The 25987-nt window shown below is 68.4% G+C and carries 24 protein-coding genes and 1 tRNA gene; 11 read left to right on the top strand and 14 right to left on the bottom strand.

The annotated features are described in order from the left end of the window. Positions 1 to 118: 118 nt before the first annotated feature. From eccCb to AU198_RS12905, 7 genes are read right to left on the bottom strand one after another with little or no spacing between them, the layout of a single operon-like run. Positions 119 to 1876 carry a type VII secretion protein EccCb gene (eccCb, locus tag AU198_RS12935; protein ID WP_064348544.1) on the bottom strand — a complete coding sequence of 586 codons (1758 nt, stop codon included), beginning with the start codon at positions 1874 to 1876 and terminating at the stop codon, positions 119 to 121. After that, entirely contained in the window at positions 1873 to 4104 is a 2232-nt protein-coding gene (gene eccCa, locus AU198_RS12930; RefSeq protein WP_064348543.1) for a type VII secretion protein EccCa, read from the bottom strand. The genes eccCb and eccCa overlap by 4 nt, the downstream gene beginning before the upstream one ends. Continuing rightward, positions 4101 to 5576 (bottom strand): type VII secretion protein EccB, encoded by a 1476-nt coding sequence (gene eccB, locus AU198_RS12925; RefSeq protein ID WP_064348542.1) that lies wholly within the window; start codon positions 5574 to 5576, stop codon positions 4101 to 4103. Before eccB ends, eccCa begins: the two co-directional genes overlap by 4 nt. 2 nt (positions 5577 to 5578) lie before the next feature. Beyond that, a complete protein-coding gene (gene eccA / locus AU198_RS12920) occupies positions 5579 to 7300 on the bottom strand; it encodes a type VII secretion AAA-ATPase EccA (RefSeq protein ID WP_064348599.1) in 1722 nt (573 codons plus the stop codon). After that, positions 7293 to 7763 (bottom strand): hypothetical protein, encoded by a 471-nt coding sequence (locus AU198_RS12915; protein WP_064348598.1) that lies wholly within the window; start codon positions 7761 to 7763, stop codon positions 7293 to 7295. Before AU198_RS12915 ends, eccA begins: the two co-directional genes overlap by 8 nt. Before the next feature lies 1 nt (position 7764). Further along, entirely contained in the window at positions 7765 to 8544 is a 780-nt protein-coding gene (locus AU198_RS12910; RefSeq protein WP_156431590.1) for an ESX secretion-associated protein EspG, read from the bottom strand. Positions 8545 to 8600: 56 nt separating this feature from the next. Next, positions 8601 to 8927 carry a type VII secretion target gene (locus AU198_RS12905; RefSeq protein WP_064348540.1) on the bottom strand — a complete coding sequence of 109 codons (327 nt, stop codon included), beginning with the start codon at positions 8925 to 8927 and terminating at the stop codon, positions 8601 to 8603. Between the two features lie 515 nt (positions 8928 to 9442). On the opposite strand from AU198_RS12905, the gene AU198_RS12900 reads away from it, so the two are divergent. Next, the gene (locus AU198_RS12900; protein ID WP_064348539.1) at positions 9443 to 10753 is read left to right on the top strand and encodes a MinD/ParA family ATP-binding protein; all 1311 of its coding nucleotides are present in this window, start codon (positions 9443 to 9445) and stop codon (positions 10751 to 10753) included. Between the two features lie 9 nt (positions 10754 to 10762). On the opposite strand, the gene AU198_RS12895 is transcribed toward AU198_RS12900, so the two are convergent. Then, positions 10763 to 11494: a helix-turn-helix domain-containing protein gene (locus AU198_RS12895; RefSeq protein WP_064348538.1), complete on the bottom strand. Its 732-nt coding sequence runs from the start codon at positions 11492 to 11494 to the stop codon at positions 10763 to 10765. A gap of 310 nt (positions 11495 to 11804) precedes the next feature. Between AU198_RS12895 and AU198_RS12890 the strand changes: the two genes are divergently transcribed. After that, a complete protein-coding gene (locus AU198_RS12890) occupies positions 11805 to 12095 on the top strand; it encodes a WhiB family transcriptional regulator (RefSeq protein ID WP_064348537.1) in 291 nt (96 codons plus the stop codon). A gap of 184 nt (positions 12096 to 12279) precedes the next feature. On the opposite strand, the gene AU198_RS12885 is transcribed toward AU198_RS12890, so the two are convergent. Next, entirely contained in the window at positions 12280 to 13848 is a 1569-nt protein-coding gene (locus AU198_RS12885; RefSeq protein WP_064348536.1) for an acyl-CoA carboxylase subunit beta, read from the bottom strand. A 96-nt stretch (positions 13849 to 13944) separates the two neighbouring features. Between AU198_RS12885 and AU198_RS12880 the strand changes: the two genes are divergently transcribed. Genes AU198_RS12880 through AU198_RS12865 form a run of 4 tightly spaced genes read left to right on the top strand, consistent with a single transcriptional unit; the run spans position 13945 to position 16511 of the window. After that, the gene (locus AU198_RS12880) at positions 13945 to 14361 is read left to right on the top strand and encodes an EVE domain-containing protein (protein ID WP_064348535.1); all 417 of its coding nucleotides are present in this window, start codon (positions 13945 to 13947) and stop codon (positions 14359 to 14361) included. 15 nt (positions 14362 to 14376) lie between these two features. Continuing rightward, the gene (locus tag AU198_RS12875; RefSeq protein WP_064348534.1) at positions 14377 to 15342 is read left to right on the top strand and encodes a pirin family protein; all 966 of its coding nucleotides are present in this window, start codon (positions 14377 to 14379) and stop codon (positions 15340 to 15342) included. A gap of 7 nt (positions 15343 to 15349) precedes the next feature. After that, complete coding sequence (locus AU198_RS12870; protein WP_064348533.1) at positions 15350 to 15682, top strand: GNAT family N-acetyltransferase; 333 nt, start codon at positions 15350 to 15352, stop codon at positions 15680 to 15682. A 25-nt stretch (positions 15683 to 15707) separates the two neighbouring features. After that, positions 15708 to 16511, top strand: a complete 804-nt coding sequence (locus AU198_RS12865; protein ID WP_064348532.1) for an acyl-CoA thioesterase domain-containing protein — start codon at positions 15708 to 15710, stop codon at positions 16509 to 16511. A 60-nt stretch (positions 16512 to 16571) separates the two neighbouring features. On the opposite strand, the gene AU198_RS12860 is transcribed toward AU198_RS12865, so the two are convergent. From AU198_RS12860 to AU198_RS12845, 4 genes are all read right to left on the bottom strand, one after another. Further along, positions 16572 to 17531, bottom strand: coding sequence for a coiled-coil domain-containing protein (locus AU198_RS12860; RefSeq protein WP_064348531.1), 960 nt, complete (start codon positions 17529 to 17531; stop codon positions 16572 to 16574). Positions 17532 to 17659: 128 nt separating this feature from the next. Further along, positions 17660 to 18139, bottom strand: a complete 480-nt coding sequence (locus AU198_RS12855) for a nitroreductase family deazaflavin-dependent oxidoreductase (protein WP_064348530.1) — start codon at positions 18137 to 18139, stop codon at positions 17660 to 17662. Positions 18140 to 18143: 4 nt separating this feature from the next. Next, positions 18144 to 18644 carry a pyridoxamine 5'-phosphate oxidase family protein gene (locus AU198_RS12850; protein ID WP_064348529.1) on the bottom strand — a complete coding sequence of 167 codons (501 nt, stop codon included), beginning with the start codon at positions 18642 to 18644 and terminating at the stop codon, positions 18144 to 18146. A gap of 59 nt (positions 18645 to 18703) precedes the next feature. Next, on the bottom strand, positions 18704 to 19882 hold the full coding sequence (locus AU198_RS12845; protein WP_064348597.1) for a DUF7373 family lipoprotein: 1179 nt from the start codon (positions 19880 to 19882) through the stop codon (positions 18704 to 18706). Positions 19883 to 20178: 296 nt separating this feature from the next. Here AU198_RS12845 and AU198_RS26425 point away from each other — a divergent pair, with 296 nt between their 5' ends. Together AU198_RS26425 and AU198_RS12835 are read left to right on the top strand one after the other, a co-directional pair. Continuing rightward, complete coding sequence (locus AU198_RS26425; RefSeq protein ID WP_064348528.1) at positions 20179 to 21837, top strand: alpha/beta hydrolase; 1659 nt, start codon at positions 20179 to 20181, stop codon at positions 21835 to 21837. A gap of 2 nt (positions 21838 to 21839) precedes the next feature. Continuing rightward, complete coding sequence (locus AU198_RS12835) at positions 21840 to 22406, top strand: LppA family lipoprotein (RefSeq protein WP_064348527.1); 567 nt, start codon at positions 21840 to 21842, stop codon at positions 22404 to 22406. A 139-nt stretch (positions 22407 to 22545) separates the two neighbouring features. Here the strand turns inward: AU198_RS12835 and AU198_RS12830 are convergent. Next, positions 22546 to 22628, bottom strand: a tRNA-Leu gene (locus AU198_RS12830). A gap of 249 nt (positions 22629 to 22877) precedes the next feature. Here AU198_RS12830 and AU198_RS12825 point away from each other — a divergent pair. The 3 genes from AU198_RS12825 to AU198_RS12815 form a co-directional block, all read left to right on the top strand. After that, positions 22878 to 24368, top strand: coding sequence for an FhaA domain-containing protein (locus AU198_RS12825; protein ID WP_064348596.1), 1491 nt, complete (start codon positions 22878 to 22880; stop codon positions 24366 to 24368). Between the two features lie 127 nt (positions 24369 to 24495). Further along, positions 24496 to 24963, top strand: a complete 468-nt coding sequence (locus AU198_RS12820; protein ID WP_064348526.1) for an FHA domain-containing protein FhaB/FipA — start codon at positions 24496 to 24498, stop codon at positions 24961 to 24963. Next, positions 24960 to 25987 (top strand): PP2C family protein-serine/threonine phosphatase (locus AU198_RS12815; protein ID WP_064348525.1); only part of this gene is annotated, 1028 nt, incomplete at its 3' end. The genes AU198_RS12820 and AU198_RS12815, both read left to right, overlap by 4 nt.

Genomic DNA, 25987 nt, shown 5'->3' with positions numbered 1-25987 from the left:
CGCGCGGACACCGCTGTCCGACAGCCAGGAACCGGTCCCCCGACCTCTTTGCTATGGCGTCGCCACTCAATTTGCTGGCGCGTCTCGAATCATCTTAACGGCGGTTTCAGGGTGCTCTTTACACAACTTCTTCTGGGGGGTCCACATAAGCCGCCTGGATGACCTCCTTCCCATCCGGTGAGACCAGGAATCCCTGGCCGGGGGGACGGCGCTTCAGCCGGACCTCACTCGAGGGGAACTCCTGCTTCTCGCCCGACAGGAACAGCGTCGGGGATCCGGCGCCGTACGCGGCTCCGACGAACTTGTCCATGGTGGCGCGGTGCGCCTGGCTCATCTGGCAGGTGACGATGATGTGCAGGCCGATATCGGCGGCCGCGGGCAACAGCGGGAACAACGGAGCCATCGGCGGCACCACACCGCTGGCGGCGACGATCATGTGCCAGTCGTCGACCAGCAGCACCACATCCGGCCCGCTCCACCAGGATCGGGCGCGTAACTGGGCCGTGGTGAGGTCCGCGGGCGGAAGGCGCCGCTGCAGGTTGATGGCGAACGCCTTGATCGCCTCTTCCAGGCTCGCGTTGTTGCGGTTGATGGCGCCCGCTGCCAGCAGATGTGTCTGCGGCACCGCGTCGAGCAGACCGGACCGGTAGTCGGCCAGCATGAACCGAACTTGGTCCGGGCTGTTGCGTGCGCAAATCGCTTGTGCGACAGCATGTGCGATCCGGGTCTTACCCGATTTGGGCCCACCGAAGATCAACATGTGCGGAGTGGTGTGCATGTGGTTGTAGGCGACGCCCATGTCGGATTCGCGCAGTCCCAGCGGCACCGTCCACCGGGTGCGGTAGTCGGCGTCCGGGCCGGGCGGGTTGGGATCCAGGTGGTGCAGATAGATGCGCTCGGGCAGGACGCGCACCTTGGGGGCCTGGTCGGTGTGCCGCGCCGCGATCACCTGAACCGCGTCGGACATGGCGGGGACGAGGTTCTCGGCGCTGTGCACACCGTCGAGGCGCGGCACCCCGATCATCAAGTGGTGCTTCTCCATCGACACCGCGCGGCCGGGCCGGTTGGCCGGTATCTCGCGGGTGATGCGGTCGATCTGGGTCTCGTTGACGTCGCCCAGCCGGAACTCGACCTTCGTGCCCAGGTAGTCGCGCACGCGTGCTTTGAGCTCGGTCCAGCGGGGCGTCGAGATCACCGTGTGCACCCCGAATTGCAGGCCCTGGCCGGCGAGATCCTGCACGACGGGCTCGAGGTCACCGAACTCCCCGACGAACGCCGGCCACCCGTCGATGACCAGGAACACGTCGCCGAACGGATCGGCCGCCAACGGGTGGTTCGCATCGTCGCGCATCTCGCGATATGCGGCCATCGATCCGACGCGATACTGCTTGAACATCGCTTCGCGCTGCCGCAGTACACCTTTCATCTCGGCGATGACACGGTTGACCCGGTCCGGCTCGGAGCGTGTCGCGACGCCTCCCACGTGCGGCAGGTCCTCGAGGTACAGCAACCCGCCACCGCCGAGGTCGACACAGTAGAACTGGACCTGGCGCGGCGTGTGGGACGCGGCCGCCGACAGGATCAGCGTCTGCAGGAAGGTGGACTTACCGGTCTGTGGTGCACCCCCGACGGCGATGTTGCCGCCGGCCGACGACGTGTCGATGCCCCACACCTCCTGGCGGTGCCGGCGTGGCTCGTCCATGATGCCGAGGCCGAAGCGCAGCGGCTGGCGCTGGCGGTCGTTGGCGATCAGCTCGTTGACCGGTGTCGGGTCGGCCAACGGCGGCAACCACATCCGATAGGCGCGGGTTTCGCCGGTGGTCAGCTGCTCCAGCACCACCTCGCGAAGCACCCGCTGGTCCGGTTCGATGCTCATGACCTCACCGCCGTCTCCGGGATCGGCGCCGCGGTGAAGGGCCGGATCCGCGGCTGGCTCGGCCGTCTGGCCTGCGGCCTGACTTCCCCGTTGTCCTGTCGCCCGGACGTGGGGACGTAGTTGACGCCGGTGTAGACGCTGTGGAACTTGACCGGGTCCTCCATGCCGACGCGAAGGAAGCCCACGCCGCTCTCCTTGTTCGTGATGTACTGCGCCTCCGGCGTGCCGATCACGGCTTTCGATTCGGCGGAACTGGTCGTGCGCAACGCGATCCGGTAGGTGAGGTTGGGTTCCAACTTGTCGATGCGCACACCGCCGGTGTTCAGCGACTGCGTCGCCAACAGCAGGTGCACCCGCAGCGAGCGGCCCACCCGGCAGATCCGGTCGAACAGTGCGATGAAGTCGGGATGGTTCTGCAGGAGCTCAGCGAACTCGTCGACGACGACGAAAAGGGTTGGCAACGGCGGCAGGTCGGCGCCGCGTTCGCGATGCTTCTCGTACTCGGCGACGCCGGACAGCGCACCGGCCGCACCGACCTGCATACCGGCCTGGCGCAGGATGGACTGTCTGCGGTCCAGCTCGCCGCTGAGCACCTCGCCCATGCGGCTGACCAGCTCGGCTTCCTCCTCCATGTTGGTGACGACGGCTGCGGTGTGCGGCAGCTTCTCCATACCCAGGAATGTCGAGCCACCCTTGAAGTCGGTGAGCAGCAGGTTCACCTGGTCGGGGTGGTGGGTGGCGGCCAGCGACAGGATCAGGGTGCGGAGGAACTCCGACTTCCCGGAACCCGTTGTGCCGATCAGCATCCCGTGTGGCCCGGCGCCGAACTCGGCGCCCTCCTTGATGTCGAGGTACATGATGTCGCCGGTCTTGAGTTCGTGGCCGAACGGGATGCGCAACCGGTCGCGGTCGGTGTCGCTGAACATGCGCCACCGTGCCGGGGTCACCTCCTCGATCGACTGTGCCCCGACCAGTTGATGCCACTCGGTCGCGATCTTCTTGTGCACCCGGACGCTCTTGTCGATGATGGTGCCGGTGATCGACCAACCCGCCAGCTTGCGTGCGACGCGAGCGGCCTGGTCCGATGTCAAGTGGTCGACCCTCGAGGTGATCGGCCGGAACGTCTGGTTGGGCAGCCGATCGTCGGCGGTGCCGTCGGCCGCCACCCGGATGCGGTACGCCGATCCTCGGTGGTTGCCGAGCGTGATGACGGTGACGCCCGCCCGGCCGTCGACCGGGAAGCCGGCCTTGCCGCCCGTGAGGTCGAAGACGACGACATAGGGTCCGCTCGGCGCCGCATCGGCGGTGTGAGGGCCGCGTGCGGTCAGGTCGCTGAGGCCGTCGGGCCGGGTGAAGATCATGCGGGTGGGACCCGCGGCGTCCGTGTCGGTTTGATGCTGCAGATGTGGCAACCACTTGAGCCAGGACCAGTTCGGGTCTTCGGGGTTGTCGATGAGCACCCGCATCTGCAGGAGGTCGGGTGGGTGGAACACGGCGAGGTGACAGATCATGGCCGTGAGCAGACCCGCTGCACCGGCTGGATCGCCGCCGACGGCGATGGTCGGAAACGAGCGCAGCGCAACGAGTTTCGGGCAGTCGTGGATCAACCCGTGGGTGCGCAGGAACTTCGTCACCCACATGTGGCTCACCGGTTCCAGGTGCGGCTGCGGCGCGCCCTGCGGACCCGCCAGCTCTCCGCCGACCGCCGGCTTGAGCAGTCGGTCGACCGCAGGCTCCGTGCCCAGTCCGATTCGGGTCGCGGCGAAGAAATCGGCGTTGGTCTGTCGGGACCACTGGCGGTTGCCACCGATGAGCGACAGCAGATCCTCCGGGTGCGGCGCGTGATAGTTGAAGAACGTCACCTGAGCGGCCGCCGAGGATGTGACCCGCGTGCGGAGCCCGGCCAGGTAACGGAGATATTCCTTACGGTCGGCGTTGATTTCGGGAACGCGTTTGCCGCCGGGGCCGCCTCCTGCCATGAAACCGACGGTCGCCATGATCATCATCAGCGGCATCATCAGCATGTACGGTGAGAGTTGCCGGATACCGGTGAAGATCATGATCGCGATCATGCCGAGCATGCCGCCGCCCATCACCCACGGCAGCGCCTTCTGGATGCCCGACGGCGGGATTTCGACGCCCAGGTCTTCGGGCGGTGCGACGTTGATCTCGCCCGGTGTCAGCCGCGGTCCGCGCTTGATGATCGGGGTGAACTTCTTGGTGGTCATCCGCCGCCTCCGGACGGGGCCGCGGCCGGTTGCGCGGTCGAGTCGCCGCCGATCTTTCGCGGGTTGGGGTTCGGGGGCAGGGTGTCGTGTTCGATCAGCGCCGCCTCTTTCGACAGCACCGGACCGTCCACCAGACGGCCGACCACCTGCCACGGCGCGGTGGTCGGACCGGTCAGCCCGAGCGTCTTGCCGGTGTCCTCGTTGGGCAGCCCGTACCGCACGCCTTGCGGGTCGATGTAGTAGAGGCTCTCGCCGTACCGCGGATCGGGCGACTGCAACTGGATGTACTGACCGCCATCGATGTAAACGGTTGCATCACCGCCGATCTGCTTGATCCCGGTGCCCATCGCCGACGCTGGGATGGGCAGGCGCCGCCCCGCGATCACCGTCGTCTTCGGCGCCTGATCACCGGGCTCGCGCTGCCACGCCCAGCACAACGTCGGGGCTTCCTCACGCAGCAGGATCTCCAAGGGTTTGTCGGGTAGTGGTGAGGCGAAGACGTGTTCGGGGATTCGCGCGACCACACTGGCCTCCACCGACGGCGGCGTGACGAGCCCGAACGAATTCGTCGCGCGCAGCGCAGCGGCGGTGGTGTGGTTGATCTGCGCGACACCGTCGGGCAGCACCACGAAATGCTGTTCACGGTCCTCGGTCAACGCCTTGAACACCGAGCCCACCACGAGGTTGGGCGGCAGCCCGACCGAATTGGGGGCCCCGAAGGACGGGATGTCGGGGAGACGCCACGGACCCGCGTTGGGAAGCGCGTTGAACAGGCCCCGTGAGATCGGCGTCGCCCTCGCCGTCACCGGGATGCCGACCGCCGAGGTGAGCGCGCGGTCGGCGAGATCGATGTCGTGTCTGCCGCTTTCGGTCACCAGCCAGGTGTCGTTCTCGTAGGAGACCAACATCCCCTGATCGGGGCGCATCGGGGCGACCGAGGCATCGGCGACCAGGGGACGGACGATGATCGACGACTCCAGGTTGGGCGCCACGCTCTGCGGCTTGGTGACGGTGTCGCACAGTGTCCACATCGAGTTCGCGGCGCCGACCGGCGTCGCGTAGGGCGCACCGGGAATCCCGATCGACTGCCCCTTCGGCATGCGGTTCAACTCGTCGGACTTGACTGCCACCGGGGTTCCGGCGTTGCCGAGGACGAGTCGTGCCGACGTCAGGTTGTACACCGGCCGCAACTGACCGCTACCCGGGAGCATCACGTAGAGCTGGTTGGTGTTGCGATCGACGAGAAGCGTGTCGTTCCCTTGCTTCCCGAGCGGTTTGAAGTACGCCAGCAGCGCGGCGCCCAGGCAGATGAGCACCGCGATGACCACGCCCGCGGACACGGCGCGGCTGTAGAACTGCAACGGGTCGTCGAACATCCGGGTGTCCCGGCGCACGATCGCGTGCTCGACGCGGCGCAGCAGGAAGCGCCAACCGCTGACCTGCACCTTGGTGGTGAGCCGGAATCCCGCCATGTCTAGTCGCCGATGCTCAGACGTGCGTGCACCGCGCCGATCGCGGCGGCCATGTCCTCACCGTTGATCTCGCTGAGCTGTTCGTCGTCGAGGCTGTCGATGTCGATCGAACGGGCCAGCCGCATATCGCGGTTCTGTTCACCGGCCTCGACCAGCTGGCGGGCGTAGCGGCCGTTGCCCGCGATGTCGAGCGCGGGTTTGCCGTTCAGTGTGCGGCTGCTCAGCAGGGTGGCGGCCTCGAGCACCTGCTTGGCGGCCTGCTCGTTCAGCGACGAGTCGTTCGCGCGGGCAATGACTTCGGCGATCTCGACGATCTCGTCGGGGGTGTACGAGTCGAACTCGATCCGGGTGGCGAATCGCGAGCGCAGACCGTCGTTCGATTCCAGAAGGCGGTCGATGTCGGCGCTGTAGCCGGCGATGATCACCACCAGCCTGTCCCGGTCGTTCTCCATCCGGGCGAGCAGCGTGTCCAGCGCCTCGGTGCCGAACGGGTCGGCACGGCCGTCGCGTTCCTGCACCAGGGTGTAGGCCTCGTCGATGAACAACACGCCGCCGAGGGCTCGGTCGATGGTGCGGCTGGTCTTGACGGCCGACTGCCCTTCGTACTCGGCGACGAAGTCCTTGCGGGAGGATTCGACGAGTTTGGGTTCGGCGGTGACGCCCAGGCCCGCCAGGATGTTGGCGACGACGCGCGCAATCGTCGTCTTCCCCGTGCCGGGCGGTCCCGCGAAGATCATGTGCTTCGACGTCTGCGCGACCTTCATACCGCGAGCCGCGCGGATCTTGGCCATCTGTGTCGCGGCGCGGTAGGCCTCGATCTGCTCCTTCACCCGCGTCAGCCCGATCTGGCGATCGAGTTCGGCTTGCGCGTCGGCGAGCAACCGGTCTCGACCGGTCGTGTCGGCCTCGATGCTGCCCGGATCCCACGGATCCCTGCGTGCCGCGATCAGCTCCGCGGTCGTCGTGGTGAGCCGGTATGACGGATCTCGAAGTGCCTGAACGACTTTGGGGTCGGGATGGGTGGCCTGCAACCACTCCAGCAGCGCAACCGCCGACTCTTCGTTGCCCTGGCTTCGGCGGGTCATCGCCAGGAACCACGCGATGGCCGGCGCACATGCCTCCCCCGCCGGGGAGGAGTTGGACTCGGTGAGCCGTCGCTCGGCCTCGGTGAACAGCCCGAGATTGGCCGCCGCGACCCCGTGCGCCACACCGGCGGCCGCGGCGAGGAACTTGTCTGGCCACGCTGCGGCACCGCGGACCTGCTCGATCACATCGGTCCAGCGTTCGGCGGCGGCGTAGATCACGGCCTTGATCCAGGACACCAGGTGTTCGGCCCCGGCGGCCGGGGCGTCTTCGAGAGCCTCCATCGCGTCGGCGTAGTTGCCGATCGACGCCTCGTTGGCGGCGAAACCCATGGTGATGGCCAGCGGCGAATTGACCGGGTAAGTGATGTCGCCGAACGGCCCGCCGATCGGCACCCGCGCGTTGAGGCTGTTCATCGAGATCTCTGCCGACCCGGCGAGCTGACCGAAGTTGGCCCGCGAGTACCACGCGCGGAACAGCGTGACCCTGTCGGTATCGCCGCAACGGATGCGGCCCACCCACGCGTCACAGGCCGATTCGTCGAAAGTGGTGATCTCCGTGAAGATTTCGAAGGCACGCGCGGGGGTGCTGGCCAGCATGCCGACCGCGCTTCCGAACAGGCTGGAGAGGTGCTCAGTCATGGTCACCGGCATATCTTGTCGTGAACACGCGGGTGCGCTCGGCGCGGGCTTGTTCCGGGCTCGGAAGGCCGAGATCACGGGTGAGGAAGTCGCGGGTCGCGGCGTCGTCGTGACCCTGTCGACGCATGCCCTCGAGCATGCTGACGTACTGCGTGCTCTTCGCGTCTTGACCGGCGAGCCCCGCGACGACGACGACCTCTTCGGCGAGCTTGGCTTCCGTCAGCCCACTTGCCTTCGGCGACAGTTCGATTCGACTGATCCGGCCGTCGAGGAAGGCGCTGACGGAGACGGTTCCCGGCGGATTGGTCACGGTGACGACGGGCACCGGCGGTTCGGCGCCGCCGGTTCCGGCCGGGCCGTAGACATCCAGGGCGTCGAGGACGGAGTCATCGGATTCGACCGGCGGGCTGAAATCGAGCGCGGCCAAGTCGTCGCGCTCGTCCTCGGGATGGCGTTCGGACATCTCATCCACCGTGCGAGGCCTCCGCGGGATCGAGCGTGGCGTGCTCGAACCACGTTCGCGACGGCAGGAATTCGATCAATCCGTCGAGGGCGCGCTGCAGGTTGTCGGTGCTGCCCGGCAGGAAGCTGCCGTACAGTTCACCGCTGACCCGCCGGGGAATCGACACGATCCGCCCATACTTGGAGTCGAGCACGCCCGCCGCGACGTCGGCCTGGGTGAACGTGCCGCCGGCATGCCGCTCGATCGCGGTGATCTCCGCCCAGCTCTGCGGGTCGGCGATGATCTCGGCGTAGGCGCGTGCCGACGAGGGCCCGATTCCGTAGGCGGCGATCTGGTTTGCGTCGCGGCATGCGGCGAGTTTGCTCGCCACCCCGGTCAGCGGTTCCACGTCGGCCGGTGTCGCGGTACCCAGCACCGCCGCCACCATGCCCGCCAGACCGACCTGGGGAGCCACTCGCTGCAACACGAGCATGTCGCCGTCACGGGCCGCGACGACGTGGCGGTCACCCTTGCGACAGACGACGAATCTGATCAGCTTGCCGCCGACGTCGCGTCGCCACCAGCGAGCTTCCAACGTGCGGTCCGCCCGGCTCAACGTGTCGACCATCGCCGCCACCTCCGGGTGCGGATGACCGAACACGTCGAGCACGCCCTGAGCGGACAGGTCCCGTGCGACTTGGTCCCACACACGGTCGCGCAGTTCGGGCTGGGGGATGTTCGGCCGGATGCCCAACGCGGTGGGGAATTCCATCAGGCCCAGCCGGTCGGCGATGACCAGCATGCCGTCGATGGTCGCCTCGACGCCCACGACGTCGTCGATGTGCGTGGCGTCCGCGCTCACGGCTGATCCGTCTGCATCAGGGTGCTCAGCGTCGAGGCCGCCGCGTCATCGGCCCGCTCGTAGCGCGCGGCGGCGTCGGTCAGCTCGTCGGAGAGCGTGGCCGACGATTCCGCGGCCAGTGCGCCCGCGTGGTCTCGCGAGGTCAGGACGGCATCGAGCGCACCGGCGGCCGGCGCCGCGATCGTGCCGTGCGTGTTCGCGATCGCTGCCTGGAGGTCGTCGGCGATACGACTGATCGCCAGCGTGCCGGTGGCCGTGCGGTCATGCCGGGCGGCCAGATCGTCCAGGTGCGCGGCGGAGACCCGCAGATCGTCATCGGACATCGCCGTTCACCCCTTCTCTTCGTCGTGCAGTGACAAGCATCTGTCGGCGCCGCCCGTTTGCGCACAAACGTCGAGTCTTTTGCCGCGAACCCCGTCACAAGGCCGGGACCGAGTACTCAGGCCCCGTCACCGCGAGCTAGCGTACCAGCGGTTGAGCACCCCCAAAGTCACCAATCTCGGGCTCCTCGGGGTTGGTCAAGGGTCGCGCCCAGACGCATCCCAGTTAATGTGTGGGGTTTCATCCCAGCGGTATAAGCGCGCCTATGGCGGTTGCAGCAAACTCTATTGATGCGCTTGGTCACCGTTTGTCCGTGCTGAAGCCGCGAGCGCCTGCTCCCGTCGGCAAGCGTGTGCGCCTGGCGGTTCCAGTCGGTCGAACGTCGGCTGGCGAGGGCTGGCGTCCTCACCGCGGATCCCCGGTCGGTGTTAGCTGAGAGAGCAGACACGGCCGCACCTGGGACCGTGGTTGATACTTGAGCCCGGGGACCGACCGACAACTTCTTTGAGGAGATCGCTTGAGCGAGCGCGATGACGCACTGCGGAAAGAACTCGGTTGGGCGAGCCCCGACGAACCCGAGCCGGAGCCACCACCGGCGTCCGAACCCGAGCCGGCGCAGTCCCCGCCACCGGGTTTTCCGGATCCGGAGGCGCCGCTCACCAGTTTCCGCGAACAGCCGTCCCGCTTTGGACCACCTCCGGACTCCCTCCACGACACCGGACCGGTGCCCGCCGCGCCGCGCCCCGACCCACGGATGTGGGGCCACCCGACCAGGCAGCAGCCGCATCCGCCTCGTCCTCCGCAGCAGCCCGGTCAGCCGACCACCGTCGGTTGGCCGGGACCCGGCCCGCAAGGCCAGCCCGCGGCCCCACAACCGACGGGCTCCTACGCCGAACGGATCAGGCCCGACGAACTGGTGCCTCCGCGTAAGCCCGCGCCCACCCGGGGCTGGCGGTTCGCCCTCTACCGAGCCACCTTCGGATACGTGAACCTCGGGCCCGGGCCGGACGAGGTGCGCCAGGCCGAATTGGAGGCGAAGATCCGCGGCGCGCTGCGGGGTCACTACAAGATCGGCGTGATGGGCAAGGGCGGGGTCGGTAAGACGACCGTCTCGGCGAGCATCGGCTCCGTATTCGCCGAGATACGGCAGGACGACCGGGTCGTCGCGATCGACGCCGACACCGCGTTCGGCAAGCTGGGCAGCCGCGTCGACCCCAAGGCCCCGGGCTCGTACTGGGAACTGGCCTCCGACCAGCATCTGGAGACCTTCGCCGACGTCCGCAGCCGAGTCGGAAACAACGCCGCCGGGCTGTTCGTACTCGCCGGTGAAGGCACGCCCGCGCGCCGCCGCGTGCTCGACCCGGCGATCTACCGGGAAGCCACCTCGCGGCTGGACCGCTACTTCACGATCTCGATCATCGACTGCAGTTCGACGATGGACTCTCCGGTCACCCAGGAGGTGCTTCGCGACCTGGACGCGATGGTCGTGGTGTCCTCACCGTGGGTCGACGGCGCGGCCGTGGCCGGCCAGACACTGGACTGGTTGGCCGCGCGGGGGCTGACGCGGCTCCTGCAGCGCACGGTGATCGTGCTCAACGACTCCGACGGGCACGCCGACAAGCGCACGCGTTCGATTCTGGCCCAACAGTTTTCGGGTCAGGGTCAAAGAGTCATCGAGGTGCCGTTCGACGGGCATCTGCGGCCAGGCGGTGTCATCAACGGGACATCGGAGATGTCCGCCAAGACCCGTCGGCGGTTCCTCGAGATCGCCGCCGCGCTGGCCGAGCACTTCCCCACCAGCGACGACCGCAGCCGCGAACGCTACTGATTCGCCGGCTCAACTGAGCTCGTTGACCAGTGCGGCGATCGCCTCGGCGGCCGCCGCCGGAACCTGCTCTCCTGCCTCGGCGTGTGCGATGTCGTCGTCGGAAACCCCTGCCGCCTGGGCGGTCTCGGCGATGGTGAGGTTCGCCCGACGTCGCGCGGCGTAGAGGCGCTGACCGAGTGTGGCGCCCGCGGATCTGGCCGCGCGCAGCATCAGCTCGTCGTAGCGTGTCCGCACCGCGCTCAACGCCTTGATCAGCGACGGAGTCACCCTGCCGATCCGCGCCGCCCGCGCCGCCACTGCCTCCAGTTGACGCAGGTCGGCCAGGATCTTCGCCGCCTTGGCGCCGAACTCGGGATCCGAGGATTCCGGTAGCGCCGCGATGGCCGAGTCGAACGTCCTCGCGGCGGTGATCACCGCCTCGGCGATCAACGGCACCTCGTCGCTGCGCGGCGGCCCCGCCGGCCGTTGCCCCTCGCCGACCGGATCTCCCCGGCGGAGCCCCGCGATCGTGCCGGGCGGCCACCGCAGCACTTCTTCGAGCTTTGCTCGGGTCCGCTCCCGCGGCCAGCTTCGGCCCTTCTCGAAGGCGATCAGGGCGCCGGCGTTGATGATGCCGTCCGCGGCAAGGCTGCGTTGGCTGATGTTGAGTTCGCGCCGTCGGGCCGCGGCCGCCGCGCCCGCTCGAACCATGCCGGGATCGAGCGCCTCGGTCGATCCGTCGATCGACTCCGGATTGGTCATGGGCGCGGCGGGTCCTCGATGGCGGGGATGAGAAGTCGCCGTAATCGTATCCCCCATTATGTTGCGCGCTACGGCTTGGGCCGGCGTGGCGGCGGAGGAATCGTATCGACGCTGCGGTTACAGCGCATCGGCGGGCTCGCTGCGCGACATCTTTTCGGTGGTTCGTGGCCATGTATTGCCTGCTCAGCGCTCAATATTCGCCGATGCGCAGATAAGCTGCATCGTCTAACTGTTGCGTCGCTACGGTTTGTACGCTACGTTTTCGATATCGCAGCCGGCGGGCCGCACACAGCGCAGAGGAGCATCACGCATGAACACGACTGAATGGGACGAGACGCCCGTCGGTGCCTGCACCCGGGATCCGGAGCGGTGGACCACATCGGCCGACGAGCAGGCGAAGGCCATTTGCCGCGCGTGCCCGCGCCGCTGGCTCTGCGCCCGGGAGGCCTGCGAGCTACCGCGCGCCGAGGGCCTGTGGGCCGGGATCTTCGTACCCGAGGCGGGACGTGGCCGCACGTTTGCTCTGCGGCAGCTGCGGTCGTTGGCAGAACAGCACGGCCACCCCGTGCGGGCTCGCCGGTTCTACGCGGAATCGGCCTGAGGGCGGATCGGCCCGCCGCCGGATCGGGGGGTCGGCGGCGGGTTCGACCGTCAACCGGAATATCTCCGGTAAGCGCGCGGTTGAGGGATGCGACGGTGCCGGGCATGCCCCGGGCCCCAGTCACAATCGTCGCTTCGAGCGACCACTCGCCGAGAGGCGCAGGCGGCACCGTCCCCTTTCTGCCCTACCAGGTGTCGACGAACCGTCGGCCCTGACCGCGGGGCGCGTGCGCCGTGGCCGCGGTCAACGCATTGATCACGACGTCGCGGGTTTCAGCCGGGTCGATCACATCGTCGATTTCGAACAGCGCAGCGGCGTTGAGCGCCTTGGCATTCTCCTGCGCGGCCGCCGTCGCCTGCCGCACCCGTTCCTCGCGCTCCTCCGCGTCGGCGATCGCCTCCAGTTCCTTGCGCATGCCCAGCCGGACAGCGCCCTCCAGTCCCATCGGACCCAGGTGCGCCCCCGGCCACGCCACCGTCAACGCCGGCTCGTGCAGGCTGCCGCCGGTCATGGCCTGTGCGCCCAATCCGTAACCCCGCCGCAGGATCACCGCGATCAGCGGCACCTCGAGCGCCGCACCGGCCACCAGCATCCGCGACGCGCGCCGCACCAGCGCCTCGGACTCGGCCGCCGGACCCACCATGTAGCCCGGGCAGTCGACCAGGGAAAGCACGGGCAGCCCGAACGCGTCGCACAGCTGCAGGAAACGGGCCGCCTTGTCGGCGGCGGCGGCCGTGATCGCACCGGCCATCACCATCGTGTTGTTCGCGATGATCCCGACCGCGCGGCCGTGGATGCGGCCCAGTGCCGTCACCATCTCCGGCGCGAACTTCGTGCGCAGGAACGTCACCGTGCCCTCATCGGTCAGCATCTCGATGATCGGGGCCACCTGGTAGGCGCGGCGGGCGCGCTCGGGAACGATTGTGCACAAACGTGTTTGGTCCGCGACCTGACCCGGTTCGGTCGGACCTTGGAAGTAGCCGAGCAGCCGCTTCGTCACCGCGACCGCCTCCGCCTCGTCGGCCACGACGACGTCGACCACACCGTTGGGGGACTGCACGCTGATCGGTCCCACCTCGTCGGGCGGCACCTCACCGAGCCCGCCGCCGGCGATCATTGCGGGCCCGCCCATACCGATCGACGTGTTCTGCGTCGCCACGATGAGGTCCGAACATCCGGCGATCACGGCGTTGCCCGCGAAGCAGCGGCCATGGACGACGGCGATGCGCGGGACCACGCCCGACAGCGCCGCCCACAGCTTGAACGCACGCGCATCGAGCGAGGACACCGCCGGATAGTCGGTGTCGCCCGGGCGACCGCCGCCGCCCTCGGCGAAGAACACCGTCGGCAGCCGCATCCGCTCGATCAACTCGAACAACCGGTCCTTCTTGCGGTGCCCCAGCGCACCCTGCGTGCCGGCCAACACCGTGTAGTCGTAGGACAGCACCGCGCACGCGCTGCGCTCGGGACCGAACAGATCGCCGTTGATCCGCGCCGTCCCGGCGACCAGCCCGTCGGCGGGGGTGCGCGCGATCAGGTCATCGAGATCGCGCCGGCGACGCTGCGCCGCGATCGCGAACCGCCCGTACTCCACGAACGAGCCCTCGTCGACGAGGTCGGCGATGTTCTCCCGAGCGGTCCTGGCATTCGCCTCGTGTCGCCTGGCGACGGCATCCGGCCGGGCCGCGTCCTCGGTGAGTTCGCGGCGCCGCAATAGCTCGGCGTGGTCGTCGCGCACCGACTCGTCACCCACGGCGTCCGATGCTAATCACGCGCCGTCGACCCGAGTTATCCACAGGCGCTTCCCGCAGCACCGGGAACTGTCGGCCGGCGCACTTAGCGTGCCGGTATGACGAACTGGATCAACACAGTGAGCCGGGACCACGTCGAGCTCGGCGTCCGCGGCCGCTTCACACAGGCGAATCACGGCAAACCGACGATGCTGCGCAGGATGGCGCGCGGCGATTGGGTCGTCTTCTACTCCCCGCGCACCGTCTACCCTGACGGCCCGCCGCTGCAGGCGTTCACCGCGATCGGACAGATCGCCGACGACGAGCCCTACCTCGACGCGTCACCGGAGGCCGAACGGTGGCGGCGCAACGTCGACTTCCTCGATTGCGCGGAGACCCCGATCCGGCCGCTCATCGAGCACTTGGACTTCATCGAGGACAAGTCGCGGTGGGGGTACAAGTTTCGCTTCGGGTTGTTCAAGATCGGCGACGCCGACCTGGAGGTGATCCGTTCGGCGATGACGGGCCTCCGTTAGACCGACTGTGAGGTGATGAGCAACACCGAACCGGCGCCGGCCGAAGTCACCTGTGCGGCAGTCCCGTTCGCGGGTGTGCTGCATCCACGCGAGGTGCCGCTGGGTGGGCCGCGGGCGATCCGGGTGCGGCGCACGCTGCCGCAGCGGGAGCGATCGCTGATCGGCGCGTGGTGCTTCGCCGACCACTACGGTCCGCACGACGTGCGCGGCGGGACGGGAATGGATGTGCCGCCTCATCCGCACACCGGGCTGCAGACGGTCAGCTGGTTGTTCAGCGGCGAGGTCGAACACCGCGACAGCGGCGGCGTTCACGCGCTGGTGCGGCCCGGCGAGCTCAACCTGATGACGGCCGGAGCGGGAATCTGCCACTCAGAGGTGTCGACCGGTGCCACCACGATCCTGCACGGCGTGCAGCTGTGGGTGGCTCTGCCTGACGAGGCGCGCGACACCGCGCGCGGCTTTGAACACTTCGTCCCTGCGCCGCGCGCAGTCGGCGACGCGACGGTAAGGGTGTTCGTCGGCGAGCTCGAAGCCCTGCTCTCCCCCGTCGACACGTTCACACCGCTACTCGGCGCACAGGTCGACCTCGACCCCGGGGCGGAGGTGGCGCTGGAGGTCGACTCGGCATTCGAGCACGGAGTACTGCTCGATCACGGCGACGTCGCCGTCAACGGCACCGCGCTCGAGGTCGCCGATCTGGCGTTCCAGGCGGCCGGGGCCGAGAGTTTGCATCTGGCCAACCGCGGCAGCGCGCCCGCGCGGCTGGTGTTGCTCGGCGGGCCGCCGTTTCCCGAAGAACTGGTCATGTGGTGGAACTTCGTCGGCCGCAGCCACGACGACATCGCGGCCTACCGCAGGCAGTGGGAGGACGGCGACGAGCGGTTCGGCGCCGTGCAGGGCTACCGCGGCGCGGTGACGCGGCTACCCGCTCCCCCGCTGCCGAACGCGACATTGCGTCCCCGGCGGAACCCGGGGGTATAGAGAGACCATGACGACCGACAAGACCGGCGCGCCCACCGAGGTCACCGCCGAAGCCGACCGCTACACCATCTCCGTCGACGGCAAGAGCGTCGGAATCGCCGAGTTCGCCGACCGAGACGGTCAGCGAGTCTTCACCCACACCGAGGTCGACAGCGATTTCGAGGGCCGCGGCCTGGCGACCATCCTGATCGGCGAGGCGCTGCAGAAGACCCGCGACGACGGGCTGCGGATCGTGCCCGTCTGCAAGATGGTGGCGTCCTACGTCGAGAAGCACGACGAGTTCTCCGACGTCGTCGATCCGGTTTCCGACGACGTCGAGCAGTGGCTCGAGAACCGCTAACAGCCCGCCCGCTATCGTCTTCGCGATGGCGGCCGCGTTCTTCACCCCGGATGGTGATGCGTTCGTGCCCGCGCCGATGGCGCAGGGCCCGTGGGGACAGACGATCAGCGGCAACTACGCCGGCGGTCTGCTCGGGCACGTGCTCGAACGCGATGCCGGCGACCCGGACTTCCAGCCGGCCCGCCTGACCGTCGACCTGTTTCGCCCCGCCGCGCTGGCAGCGGTCCGGGTCCAGACCGCCGTCGTCCGGCAGGGCCGCCGCCTCAAGCTGGTCGATGCGCTGATGACGCAAGGCGACACGACCGTCGCCCGGGCGACAGCACTGTTCCTTCGCCGCGGAGAGCAGCCCGCCGACGACGTCTGGACGTCACCGGTCAGCATGCCTGCGCCGCCGCCCACACCGGATCCCGTCCCCCGCGAACTGTCGACGCTGGTGTGGACCTACGGGCGGGACGAGCGCGAACCCGGACCCGGCGAGGGCTTGGCGAACTGGCAGCACTCGGGCCCGAAACACCTGTGGGTCCGCGACTTTCGCCCGCTGGTCGCGGGCGTGGACCTCACGCCGTTCACCCGCGCCGCGATGGCCGGCGACATGGTCAGCTCGTTGACACATTTCGGGCCCAGCGGCCTGCAGTGGATCAACGCCGACTACACCCTGACGTTGTCCCGCCTACCGAAGGGGCCCTATCTCGGGCTGGCCGCGCTGACGCACTTCAGCGACGCCGGAGTGGCCACCGGCACCGCGACCATCGTCGATGAGTTCGGGCCGATCGGCAGCGGCGTGGCCAACGCGCTGGCGAACCCCGGCTTCACCCCGCCGCGCATGTAGTCCGCCAATGAGAAACACCCCGCGGTCTCCCGCGGGGTGTTTCCGGTGCCATCCAAAAGGTCAGCTGATGCCAACGACCTCCTGAGCGATATCGGCCAGGCGCGTCTGCGCTGCCGACACCAGCCGCTGGCGGTTCTTGTGCATCTCCTCGTAGGCGATGATCGTGCGGATGTCGGACGGATCGTCGAGATCCTTCACCGCAGCCACCGCGTCGCTGAGGTTGAGGTCGTCGTACCCGGCGATCGGCAGCTCGTCGGCGTCCACGACACCGCTCTGGGCGCGCGCCTTGTGCAGCGCATCGGCCGCGTCGTCGGCACCTTCGCGGCGGACAACCTTCTCCGCGCTGCGCAGGGCACCGTCGCGCGACGCCCCGAGCGCCTTGAGGGTGATCTCGCTGGCGCGCTGGGCGCGCTCGCGCAGGTCATCGACGGCCGGTCCGGCCGACCGCAGCAGCTCCGCGAGCCGCTCGACCGACTGCGCCGACCACTGCCCCGGCAGGTTGACCAGCTTCACCGCGGTACCCGCAGCGGCCTGCAGCGGGGTGCGCTGCAGCGCGGCCGGGCCGCCGAGTGCATCCTCGGCCAGCACCGTGGTCAGCCAGTTCACCGTCGCCGAATGCGCGGTGATCAGGCGATCGGCGAGATCCTGCACAGCCGGTTCCTTGGCAGCGACCGCGAGCGCCTTGACGTAGCGGGCGCGGTCGAGCAGCTGATCCTCGAGCGCCAGGTCGCCCAGCAGCGCCTCATCGAACGGCTGCGCCTGCTCGGTGAGCGCCTTCACCGCGGCGGCGGCGCGGCCCAGGAACGGACCGATCGTGTCCGGGAAGCCACCCAGATCGCGGATCGCCTTCTCGATCGCCTCGGCGCGGATCCGACCGTTCTCGGCGTTCTGCGTCAGCTCGCGACGCACCGCCTCGGTGCGGGCCTGCGCGATCCGGGTCTCGGCGACCTGGATCTCGGTATGCGTGAGGTCAAGAATCGTGCGCAACTGCGCGATCAGTGTGCTCTTCGTGGTAGTCATAGATTTTCGCCCCTTAAGCGTTGACGGTTTGGGTCGGCGCTGGGGTGCACCTGTCCAGTTGGCTACCCGGTGCGCGGGGGGAGCCGAACGCCTTCGGGGTGTGAGATGGATCGCAGTCGGCGTGTCGTTCAGCGCGGCTGCAGGATGACCACCGGAATCTCGCGGTCGGCCCAGGATTGGTAGGTGTCGAAGTCGGCGTAGGCCTCCACAAGCTTCGGCCACAACCGCGCCTTTTGCTCGGGCGACGCGGTCACGGCGCGGACGGGCCGGCGGTCCGAACCGATCTCGACATAGGCCTCGGGGTTGGCAACCAGGTTGCGGTACCACTGCGGATCGGTGTCGCTGCCGCCCTTCGAGGCCACCACGATGACGTCGTCGCCGTCATGGATGAACACCAGCGGCGACACCAGCCGTCGGCCGGACTTACGCCCGGTGTGCTCGAGCAGCAGGGTCGGCACGGGCTTCTTGAACCCCGCGCCCACGCGCCAGTTCGCGCCGATCTTGCCCCCGGTGCGGCGGTACACCCACACGTGGGCCTTGCCGGCGTACTTCATGAGCCTGTCGACGACGGGCGAGTTCAGCTGCTTGGGCTTGTTGTTCGGGTCCATGGGCTCAACCTAGGTACTGCGCCGTGCTGCCGCCCAGCGGCATCGCCGGCATACCGAGCTTGCGATGGTCCCAACTGCGGGTGCGCAGCGGCACCACCCGTACACAGATGCGGTTGTTCATCATCTGGTCGACGAACGGGCGCATGTCGTCGGAGTACGGTCCGGTGTAGCGCTCCCAGACGCTGATACCCACGCGCAGAACCGTTTCCGGATCGTCGACGATCTCGGCCCTGCCGTCGATGGACACGCCGCGAAGCGTGTCGTAGGTGTCGCCGTCCTCGATCATCACCGTGACCGTCGGGTTGCGCCGCAGGTTGACCGCCTTCTGCGACTTGGCCTTCGTCTCGAACCAGATCTCGCCGTCGAGCACGGCGTACCACATCGCGACCAGGTGGGGCCGCCCGTCGGGCAGCACCGTGGCCATGGTGGCGGTGCGACTGCGTTCGATGAATTCGGCGATCTCGTCGCCGGACATGACGATCTTCGCGCGTTCGTTCTTGCCCACGGCCCGATCTTGTCAGGTCGCGGGGGCGGCGACCGCCACCGGGATGGGGTTCAGGCTGGCTAGCTCATCAGCATGATGTACTGCGCGGACGTCATCTGTTGGGCCGCAAGCAGAGTCGGTGCACTGGTCTCGATCGTGTACCGGTCGGCGGTGGCCAGGCAGTAGAAGGCGCCCTCGTTCGTCCGCAGGCAGCGGCTGCCGGGCATGTCCGGAACCGGGTTGGCCGGTTTGGCCGTCGCCGACACCTCCTCGGCGAACTCCTCGACCACGCCTTGGGCGCCCGCGCCGTCCTCGGTTTCGTAGACGGTGGTCCCCGCCATCGCGACCAGGTCGACGCCGGTGTCCGAGAAGAGCTTGGCCGAGCGCACCGGGTCGGATTGGAAGTGCAGCGCGCCCCGCCGTTCGTAGGTCCCGCCCTTGGTGAACGTCGGGTCGCGGCCGTCGAGCGGGAGCGTGCGGGCCAACAGGCCGGTCGGATCGATCGAGATGTCGGCCAGCTCGCTGGGATCGGTGGCGCGGAACTTGTCGATCTGCGGCGCCTGCAGGTCGAGGCTCTCGGTCACCAGCCGGGCGGCGGCGTCGATGCCGGCGGTCACCTGGGCTAGCTGCATCAACACGTAGGGTCCGTGCGCGGTGAACGACCGCACCGCACCGAATTTCCCGATGTTGCGATCGGTGCCGGTGTGACTGCTCGCGCGCGCCTCGGGATGGCCGGGGATCTCCAGTTTCGGTGACGGCCCGTCGGTGCCCCGCGGCTGCGATACCGCGTCGCCCATATCGTCGGCCGCGGCCTGCGCAGCGCGATCGTCGGCGAAGCGCAGCACCGCGTTGAGCAGTATCTGCTTGTTCTTCTCGGTACGGGTCGTGGCGAAGCCGGTGACGAAGTCGTGCCGGGCCGCCGCCGCGGCGACGTGCATCGGGCCGATCATGGCCAGCGCCTCGGCGCGGGGCAGCACCATCGCGCCCAGGCCGAACCATTCCGTCAGCGCGTCGTCGACCTCCCACGGGCCGATGACGTGGTTGGCCAGTCGCTGGCCCTCGAGCACGACGCCGAGCATGGCGTCGCCTGCGACGCCCAGCGGATCCCGCGGTGCCGTGGCAAACCGGCCCGGGTCCAACCGGTCGAAATCCAGCGCAGGCCCCCCGGCTGCCCTCACCGCGGATCCCTCGACGGTCGATGTGCACGCCGTGGCAAGCAGGGCGACGACAGAGATGAGCGCAAGGATCGCGTTCCGCATGTCTGTGAAAAGTACCCGCGCCGGGTCGGTCGGGGATTCAGGCGTGCCGGTGCCGAGGCGGGACGTCATACAAATGAGACGAGCCACCGAAGTCCTTCTGATCGGCCCTCGACTCCCCCTCCGGTCGGCGTCGTGCGCCGACGATCTGCACCGATTGCTCGCACATGGCGCGCTCGCCGGCGCGGTAACCTCGGTTCGCTGGTGTTTGTTCGACGCGTGAGGAGAGTCTGTGTCGAATATGGCCCGGGTCGCGATCAGATGGCGCCCTTGACCGCGGACTCTCACGGTCAGCTGTCGTGACGGTTTCGGTCGCCGACGTTGATCGCTGGGACGCGGGCGATGTCCGCGAAGTGTTCAACGCTGCGCGCACTCGGGCGGAGGCCACCTTCGAGGCGCGTGACGGCATCGCCACGCTGCCCGCCTTCGGGACGTGGGGCGGTGACGCTGCCGAAGCGGCGAAGAACGCGAACGAACGACTGCGGAAGGATCTCGACGCCCACGGCAACGAAGCGTTGGCGGTCGCCCGGGCGGCCGACCAGGCCGCCGGTGGCATCGAGTCGGTCAAGCATCGGTTGGCCAATCTGCGCGCTGAAGCCTCGCGGCTCGGCATGGAGATCGACCCCTTGACGAACGCAGTCGTACCGGGGCCCAACGCCGGCGACAACCCGATGGAGATCTTGCTCAAGACCGAGCAGCTCCAAACGGAGCTCACGGCGATCCTGGCCGAGGCCCGCCACGTCGACGACGAACTGGCCCGCGCGATCAAAATGGCCACCGGTGCCGAGCCGATTCGCCACGAGGCCGGGCCATCGGTGGGGCCGGAGGGTCTCACACCGACCCAAGTCAGCAGTGACGGCAACGAGCGGCGCCTCAACGCTGAACGAGTGAGTGCCCGAGCCCATGTCGATCAAATGCAGAGCCGCTACGACCAGTTCGCTGCGGCGGCCTACACGACCGGTGACCACAGTCCCGCCACCATGAGCGAGCTGGAGACTCTCGGCAAGGAGCTGACCGACGCCAAGAGGTATCTCGGTGAACTGGACGCCGTGCACTACGCGCTCGGCAAGGCGCCCGAAACCTATTTGACGATGTTCGACCCGCGAACGGGCACGGGCAAGCCGGTGCTGGCGGCCGTCGCGGTCGGTAATCCGGACACGGCCAGGCACGTGTCGGTGTCCGCGCCCGGCGTCGGCACCACAACCGGCAGCCTGCCCGACATGGTCACCGAGGCAAGCAATCTGCGCGACACAGCCCAACGCCAGCTCGACCGAGTGGGGGCGCCCGGCTCGGTCACGGCAATCGCTTGGCTGGGCTCCGACGCACCTCCCAACCCCCTCAACACCATGAGCCCGGCCGACCTCTGGACCACAGTGACCGACAACCAAGCCCATGCGGGTGCGGCCGGATTGTCCTCGTATCTACAAGAGGTCCGGGCAAGCAATCCGGATGCACACGTGACGCTGCTCGGCCACTCCTACGGCTCGCTGACGTCGTCTCTGGCCCTGCAGGACCTGCACGCGCAAGGCTTGCACCCGGTGGACGATGTCGTCTTTTACGGCTCACCCGGGCTGGGACTCACCAGTCCCGATCAACTCGGCCTCGGCGCCGACAACGCCTATGTGATGCGAGCGCCCGACGATCCGATCACCACGTTCGTCGCGCCGACGGCGCCGCTGCACGGGTGGGGTGCCGACCCCTACGCCGGAATGTTCGCAGAGCTGTCGTCACAGGCGGGCTTCGACGCCGGCGGCGTCTTTCGTGAAGGGGTGCAGAGCCACGCCGACTATCCCCGGGCCGACGATGCCGGCGGCCTGCGGATGTCCGGCTACAACCTGGCGGCGGTGGTGGCCGGGCTGCCGGACAGCCAGCTGGTGTTCGCGCCACCACCGCCCGCGGTCCCTCTGATCCCACAGGGCGGCCAGGTACCCCTGCCGCGAGTGACACCGGGAGGCTGAAGGTGGCGAAACGCGTCGTGCGAATCATCGCGCTGACCCTTATCGGACTATTCATCGCGGTTGGCTGCGGCAAGCAGTCGGAGGCCGGCCAGGAAGACGGTGGTATGAGCACGTCACCTACCAGCGATCCAGAAGCCGCGCTTCGTTCCAAGCCAACGTTCGAAGCCGCCCAAGCGCAGTACCGAACGGCGCTGCGCGACATGGCCGATCGTGTCGGCGCGCTCGTGCCGGGCCTGACGTGGCAGATCAAGGAAGACAGTTGGCGTGGCTGCGGCGGCGCCTACGCCAAGACGTCGGCCGTCCAGGTGTATGTCTACATCGTGTTCGCGGGGCCGGTGCCCGATGACAAGTGGGCACCCGCGCTCGCGATCGTCAAGGATGGGGCAGCGCGCCTCGGCGCATCCGACATGACCACCCTTGTCGACAATCCGGGCGATCGCGACGTCGTGTTCGGCGGCGCCGACGGTATAGAACTCGAGTTCGGCACCAAAGCCAACACGATCCTGTCCGCGAAATCGGACTGCCGGCTTCGCCAAGCCGACCTCGATGCCCCGACAACCGGTGCGTGATCAGCCTCAAACCGCTACAACGCGTGCCCCACCGGAACACCTTGCCCCGCCAAAACACCCCGCCCCACCAGAGCACTGGAGGCCACGATCTCTTTCGAGTTCGTGACCTTCATGGCTGCGATTCCATAACCGCTGTTTGTGGGCGAAGGGGGACTTGAACCCCCACGTCCCGAAGGACACTGGCACCTGAAGCCAGCGCGTCTGCCATTCCGCCACTCGCCCCAACAACCGGGGGAGCCTATCACGCACAACACCCGGCTCCCCAACCGTACCGGCTGGCCCCCGGCTACGTTCGGCCGATCGTGATCCGGGCCGCTGAACTGCGGCGATGCGATTCTCAGAGTTCTGTTGGTCCCGCTGTCCGGCGCTCGGCCGATACCATGCACATGAACAATGTGGCCAGCCGACACGCTGGCTCCCGTCGCGGTGGGCAGGGCCGGCGGACGACGACCGAGTGAGGCGGGCGGTGACATGGGTCTAGTCGACCGCTTCGAGCGCAAGCTCGAGTCGACGGTCGGTGATGCCTTCGCTCGGGTGTTCGGCGGTTCGATCGTCCCGCAGGAGGTCGAGGCGATGCTTCGGCGGGAGGCCGACACCGGTGGGCGCGAAGTGCTGGGCGGCCAGGTTTTGGCACCGAACGACTACGTCATTACCCTCAGTGTGCCTGACTATCAGAAGGTGAGCGCCGACCCAGACCTCACGTCAGCGACTTTTGCCAAGCACTTGGAGGGATACATCCGTGAGCAGGGGTGGCAAACGTATGGTGATGTGGTCGTCAGGTTCGAACAATCACCCACCCTGCACACCGGACAGTTTCGCGCGCGTGGAGCGGTCAATCCCGACACGACCACTGGCCAATCCGCACCACCACCCCATGTACGTGCGTCCAGCGCAGAATCAGGAGTACCACCGATGAGCGACAACCCGACCTACCGCGGCGGCCAGGGGCCGGGAAGGCCCGGCGACGAGTATTACGACCGTCCGCAGGACCGTCCGCAAGACGACCGCTACGGCCGCCCCGACGACCGCGGACCGTATCCCCCGCACGAGCAGGGCGGCTACCCGCCGCAGGGCGACCCCTACGCCCCGCGCCAGGGCGGCTACCCCGACCAGGGCGGTTATCCGGATCAGGGTGGCTATCCCGACCAAGGTGGTTACCCGGATCAAGGCGGCTACCCCGACCAGGGTTACCCGCCACCGTCATACGAGCAGCGCCCCCCGGCCGGCTACGGCCCGCCCCCACAGGGCGGCTATCCCGACCAGGGTTACCGCCAGGCCCCGGGCGGCTACGGTCCCCCTCCGGGCGGGCAGCCCGGCTACGGCGCACCCGATTACGACTACGGGCGTCCCCCGGCCCCCGGCCGTCACGAGGAGGGCGGCTACGGCCATCCAGAGGGCCGTCCCGAGGGCCGTCCCGAGCCCCGGCCCGCCTATCCGGATCAGGGCGGCTACCCGGATCAGGGTGGCTATCCCGACCAGGGCGGTTACGGAGGCCAACCGTACGGGCGCCCGGACCAGGGTTACGGCGCCCCGCCGGACTACGGCCGCTACGGTGACGCCCCCGCCGGCGGATACGCCGAACCGGGCTACTCCGAGCCCGCGGGCGGCGGCTACGACTACGGTCAGCCGGCCGGCTACGGCGGTGGCTACGGCCAGGCCGACTACGGCACGAGCGGCGCGACCGTCACGCTGCAGCTCGACGACGGCAGTGGTCGCACCTATCAGCTGCGCGAGGGCACCAACGTGATCGGCCGCGGCCAGGACGCCCAGTTCCGGCTGCCCGACACCGGGGTGTCCCGGCGACATCTGGAGATCCGGTGGGATGGCCAGGTCGCGCTGCTGTCCGACCTGAATTCCACCAACGGGACCACCGTCAACAACGCCCCCGTCCAGGAGTGGCAGCTCGCCGACGGCGACGTGATCCGGCTGGGCCACTCCGAGATCATCGTCCGCGTGCACTGAGCGCCTGGCGGGGCGGAGAAGCTGTCGCTTCCCCCTCATGTCGGTAACCGTCCAAGTATCGTGACGGTGCCGAGGCTGGCCGCGTTGCCGAGGCGGTGCAACGGGATGGAGACGGAGAGGACGTCAGATGCAGGGGTTGGTACTGCAACTGACGCGCGTCGGATTCCTGTTGCTGCTATGGCTGTTCATCTGGTCGGTGCTGAGGATCCTGCGGACGGATCTCTACGCCCCGACCGGTGCCGTCATGGTCCGTCGCGGGTTGCCGCTGCGCTCTTCGCTGCTGCCCAATCGTGCGCGCCGTAACGTGGCCCGGCATCTGGTGGTCATCGAGGGTGCGCTGGCCGGCACCCGCATCACGCTCGGCAGTCAGCCGGTGCTGATCGGGCGGGCCGACGACTCGACGCTGGTCCTCACCGACGACTACGCCTCGACGCGCCACGCGAGGCTGTCGCCTCGAGGTTCGGAATGGTACGTCGAGGACCTAGGATCGACCAACGGCACATACCTCGACAGGGCGAAGGTGACGACGGCGGTACGCGTTCCGATAGGCACGCCGGTTCGGATCGGCAAGACGGTAATCGAGCTGCGCCCGTGACCCTGGTGCTTCGATACGCCGCGCGCAGCGACCGCGGCCTGGTCAGGGCGAACAACGAGGACTCGGTGTACGCCGGTGCCCGCCTGCTCGCGCTGGCCGACGGTATGGGTGGGCACGCCGCGGGTGAGGTGGCCTCTCAACTGGTGATCGCCGCGCTGGCCCACCTCGACGACGACGAACCCGGCGGCGACCTGCTGAGCAAGCTCGACGCCGCGGTGCGTGAGGGCAACTCCGCCATCGCCGCCCACGTGGAAGCCGACCCCGAGCTCGAGGGCATGGGCACCACGTTGACCGCAATCCTGTTCGCGGGCAATCGACTTGGTTTGGTGCACATCGGCGACTCACGCGGCTACATGCTGCGCGACGGTGAGCTGACCCAGATCACCAAGGACGACACGTTCGTCCAGACGCTCGTCGACGAGGGCCGCATCACTGCCGAGGAGGCCCACAGCCATCCGCAGCGGTCGTTGATCATGCGCGCACTGACCGGCCACGAGGTCGAACCCACCCTCATCATGCGCGAGGCGCGCGCAGGCGACCGCTATCTGTTGTGCTCTGACGGCCTGTCCGACCCGGTCAGCCAGGAGACCATCCTCGAGGCGCTGCAGATCCCCGATGTCGCCGAAAGTGCCGACCGGCTCATCGAATTGGCGCTACGCGGCGGCGGGCCCGACAACGTCACCGTCGTGGTGGCCGACGTCATCGACAACAATGCCTACGACTACGGCCAGACCCAACCGATCATCGCCGGTGCGGTATCCGGTGACGACGACCAGCCGCCGCCCAACACCGCGGCCGGTCGCGCGTCGGCGTTCAACCCGCGACGCAATGAAGCCAAGCGCGCGCTACCGGAACCGGAGGAACCGCCGCGACCGCCCAAGTCGCGGCGGCGAATGTTCATCGCCGCCGCCCTCGTCGTACTGGTCGTCCTGGCCGGACTGGCCGTCGGCCGCGAGATCATCCGCAGCAACTTCTACGTCACCGCCCACGACGGCGTCGTCTCGATCATGCGAGGTGTGCCCGG

The sequence above is a fragment of the Mycobacterium sp. GA-1199 genome, from assembly GCF_001500045.1.
Taxonomy (GTDB): domain Bacteria; phylum Actinomycetota; class Actinomycetes; order Mycobacteriales; family Mycobacteriaceae; genus Mycobacterium.
This window is presented reverse-complemented; position numbering and strand designations above follow the sequence as displayed.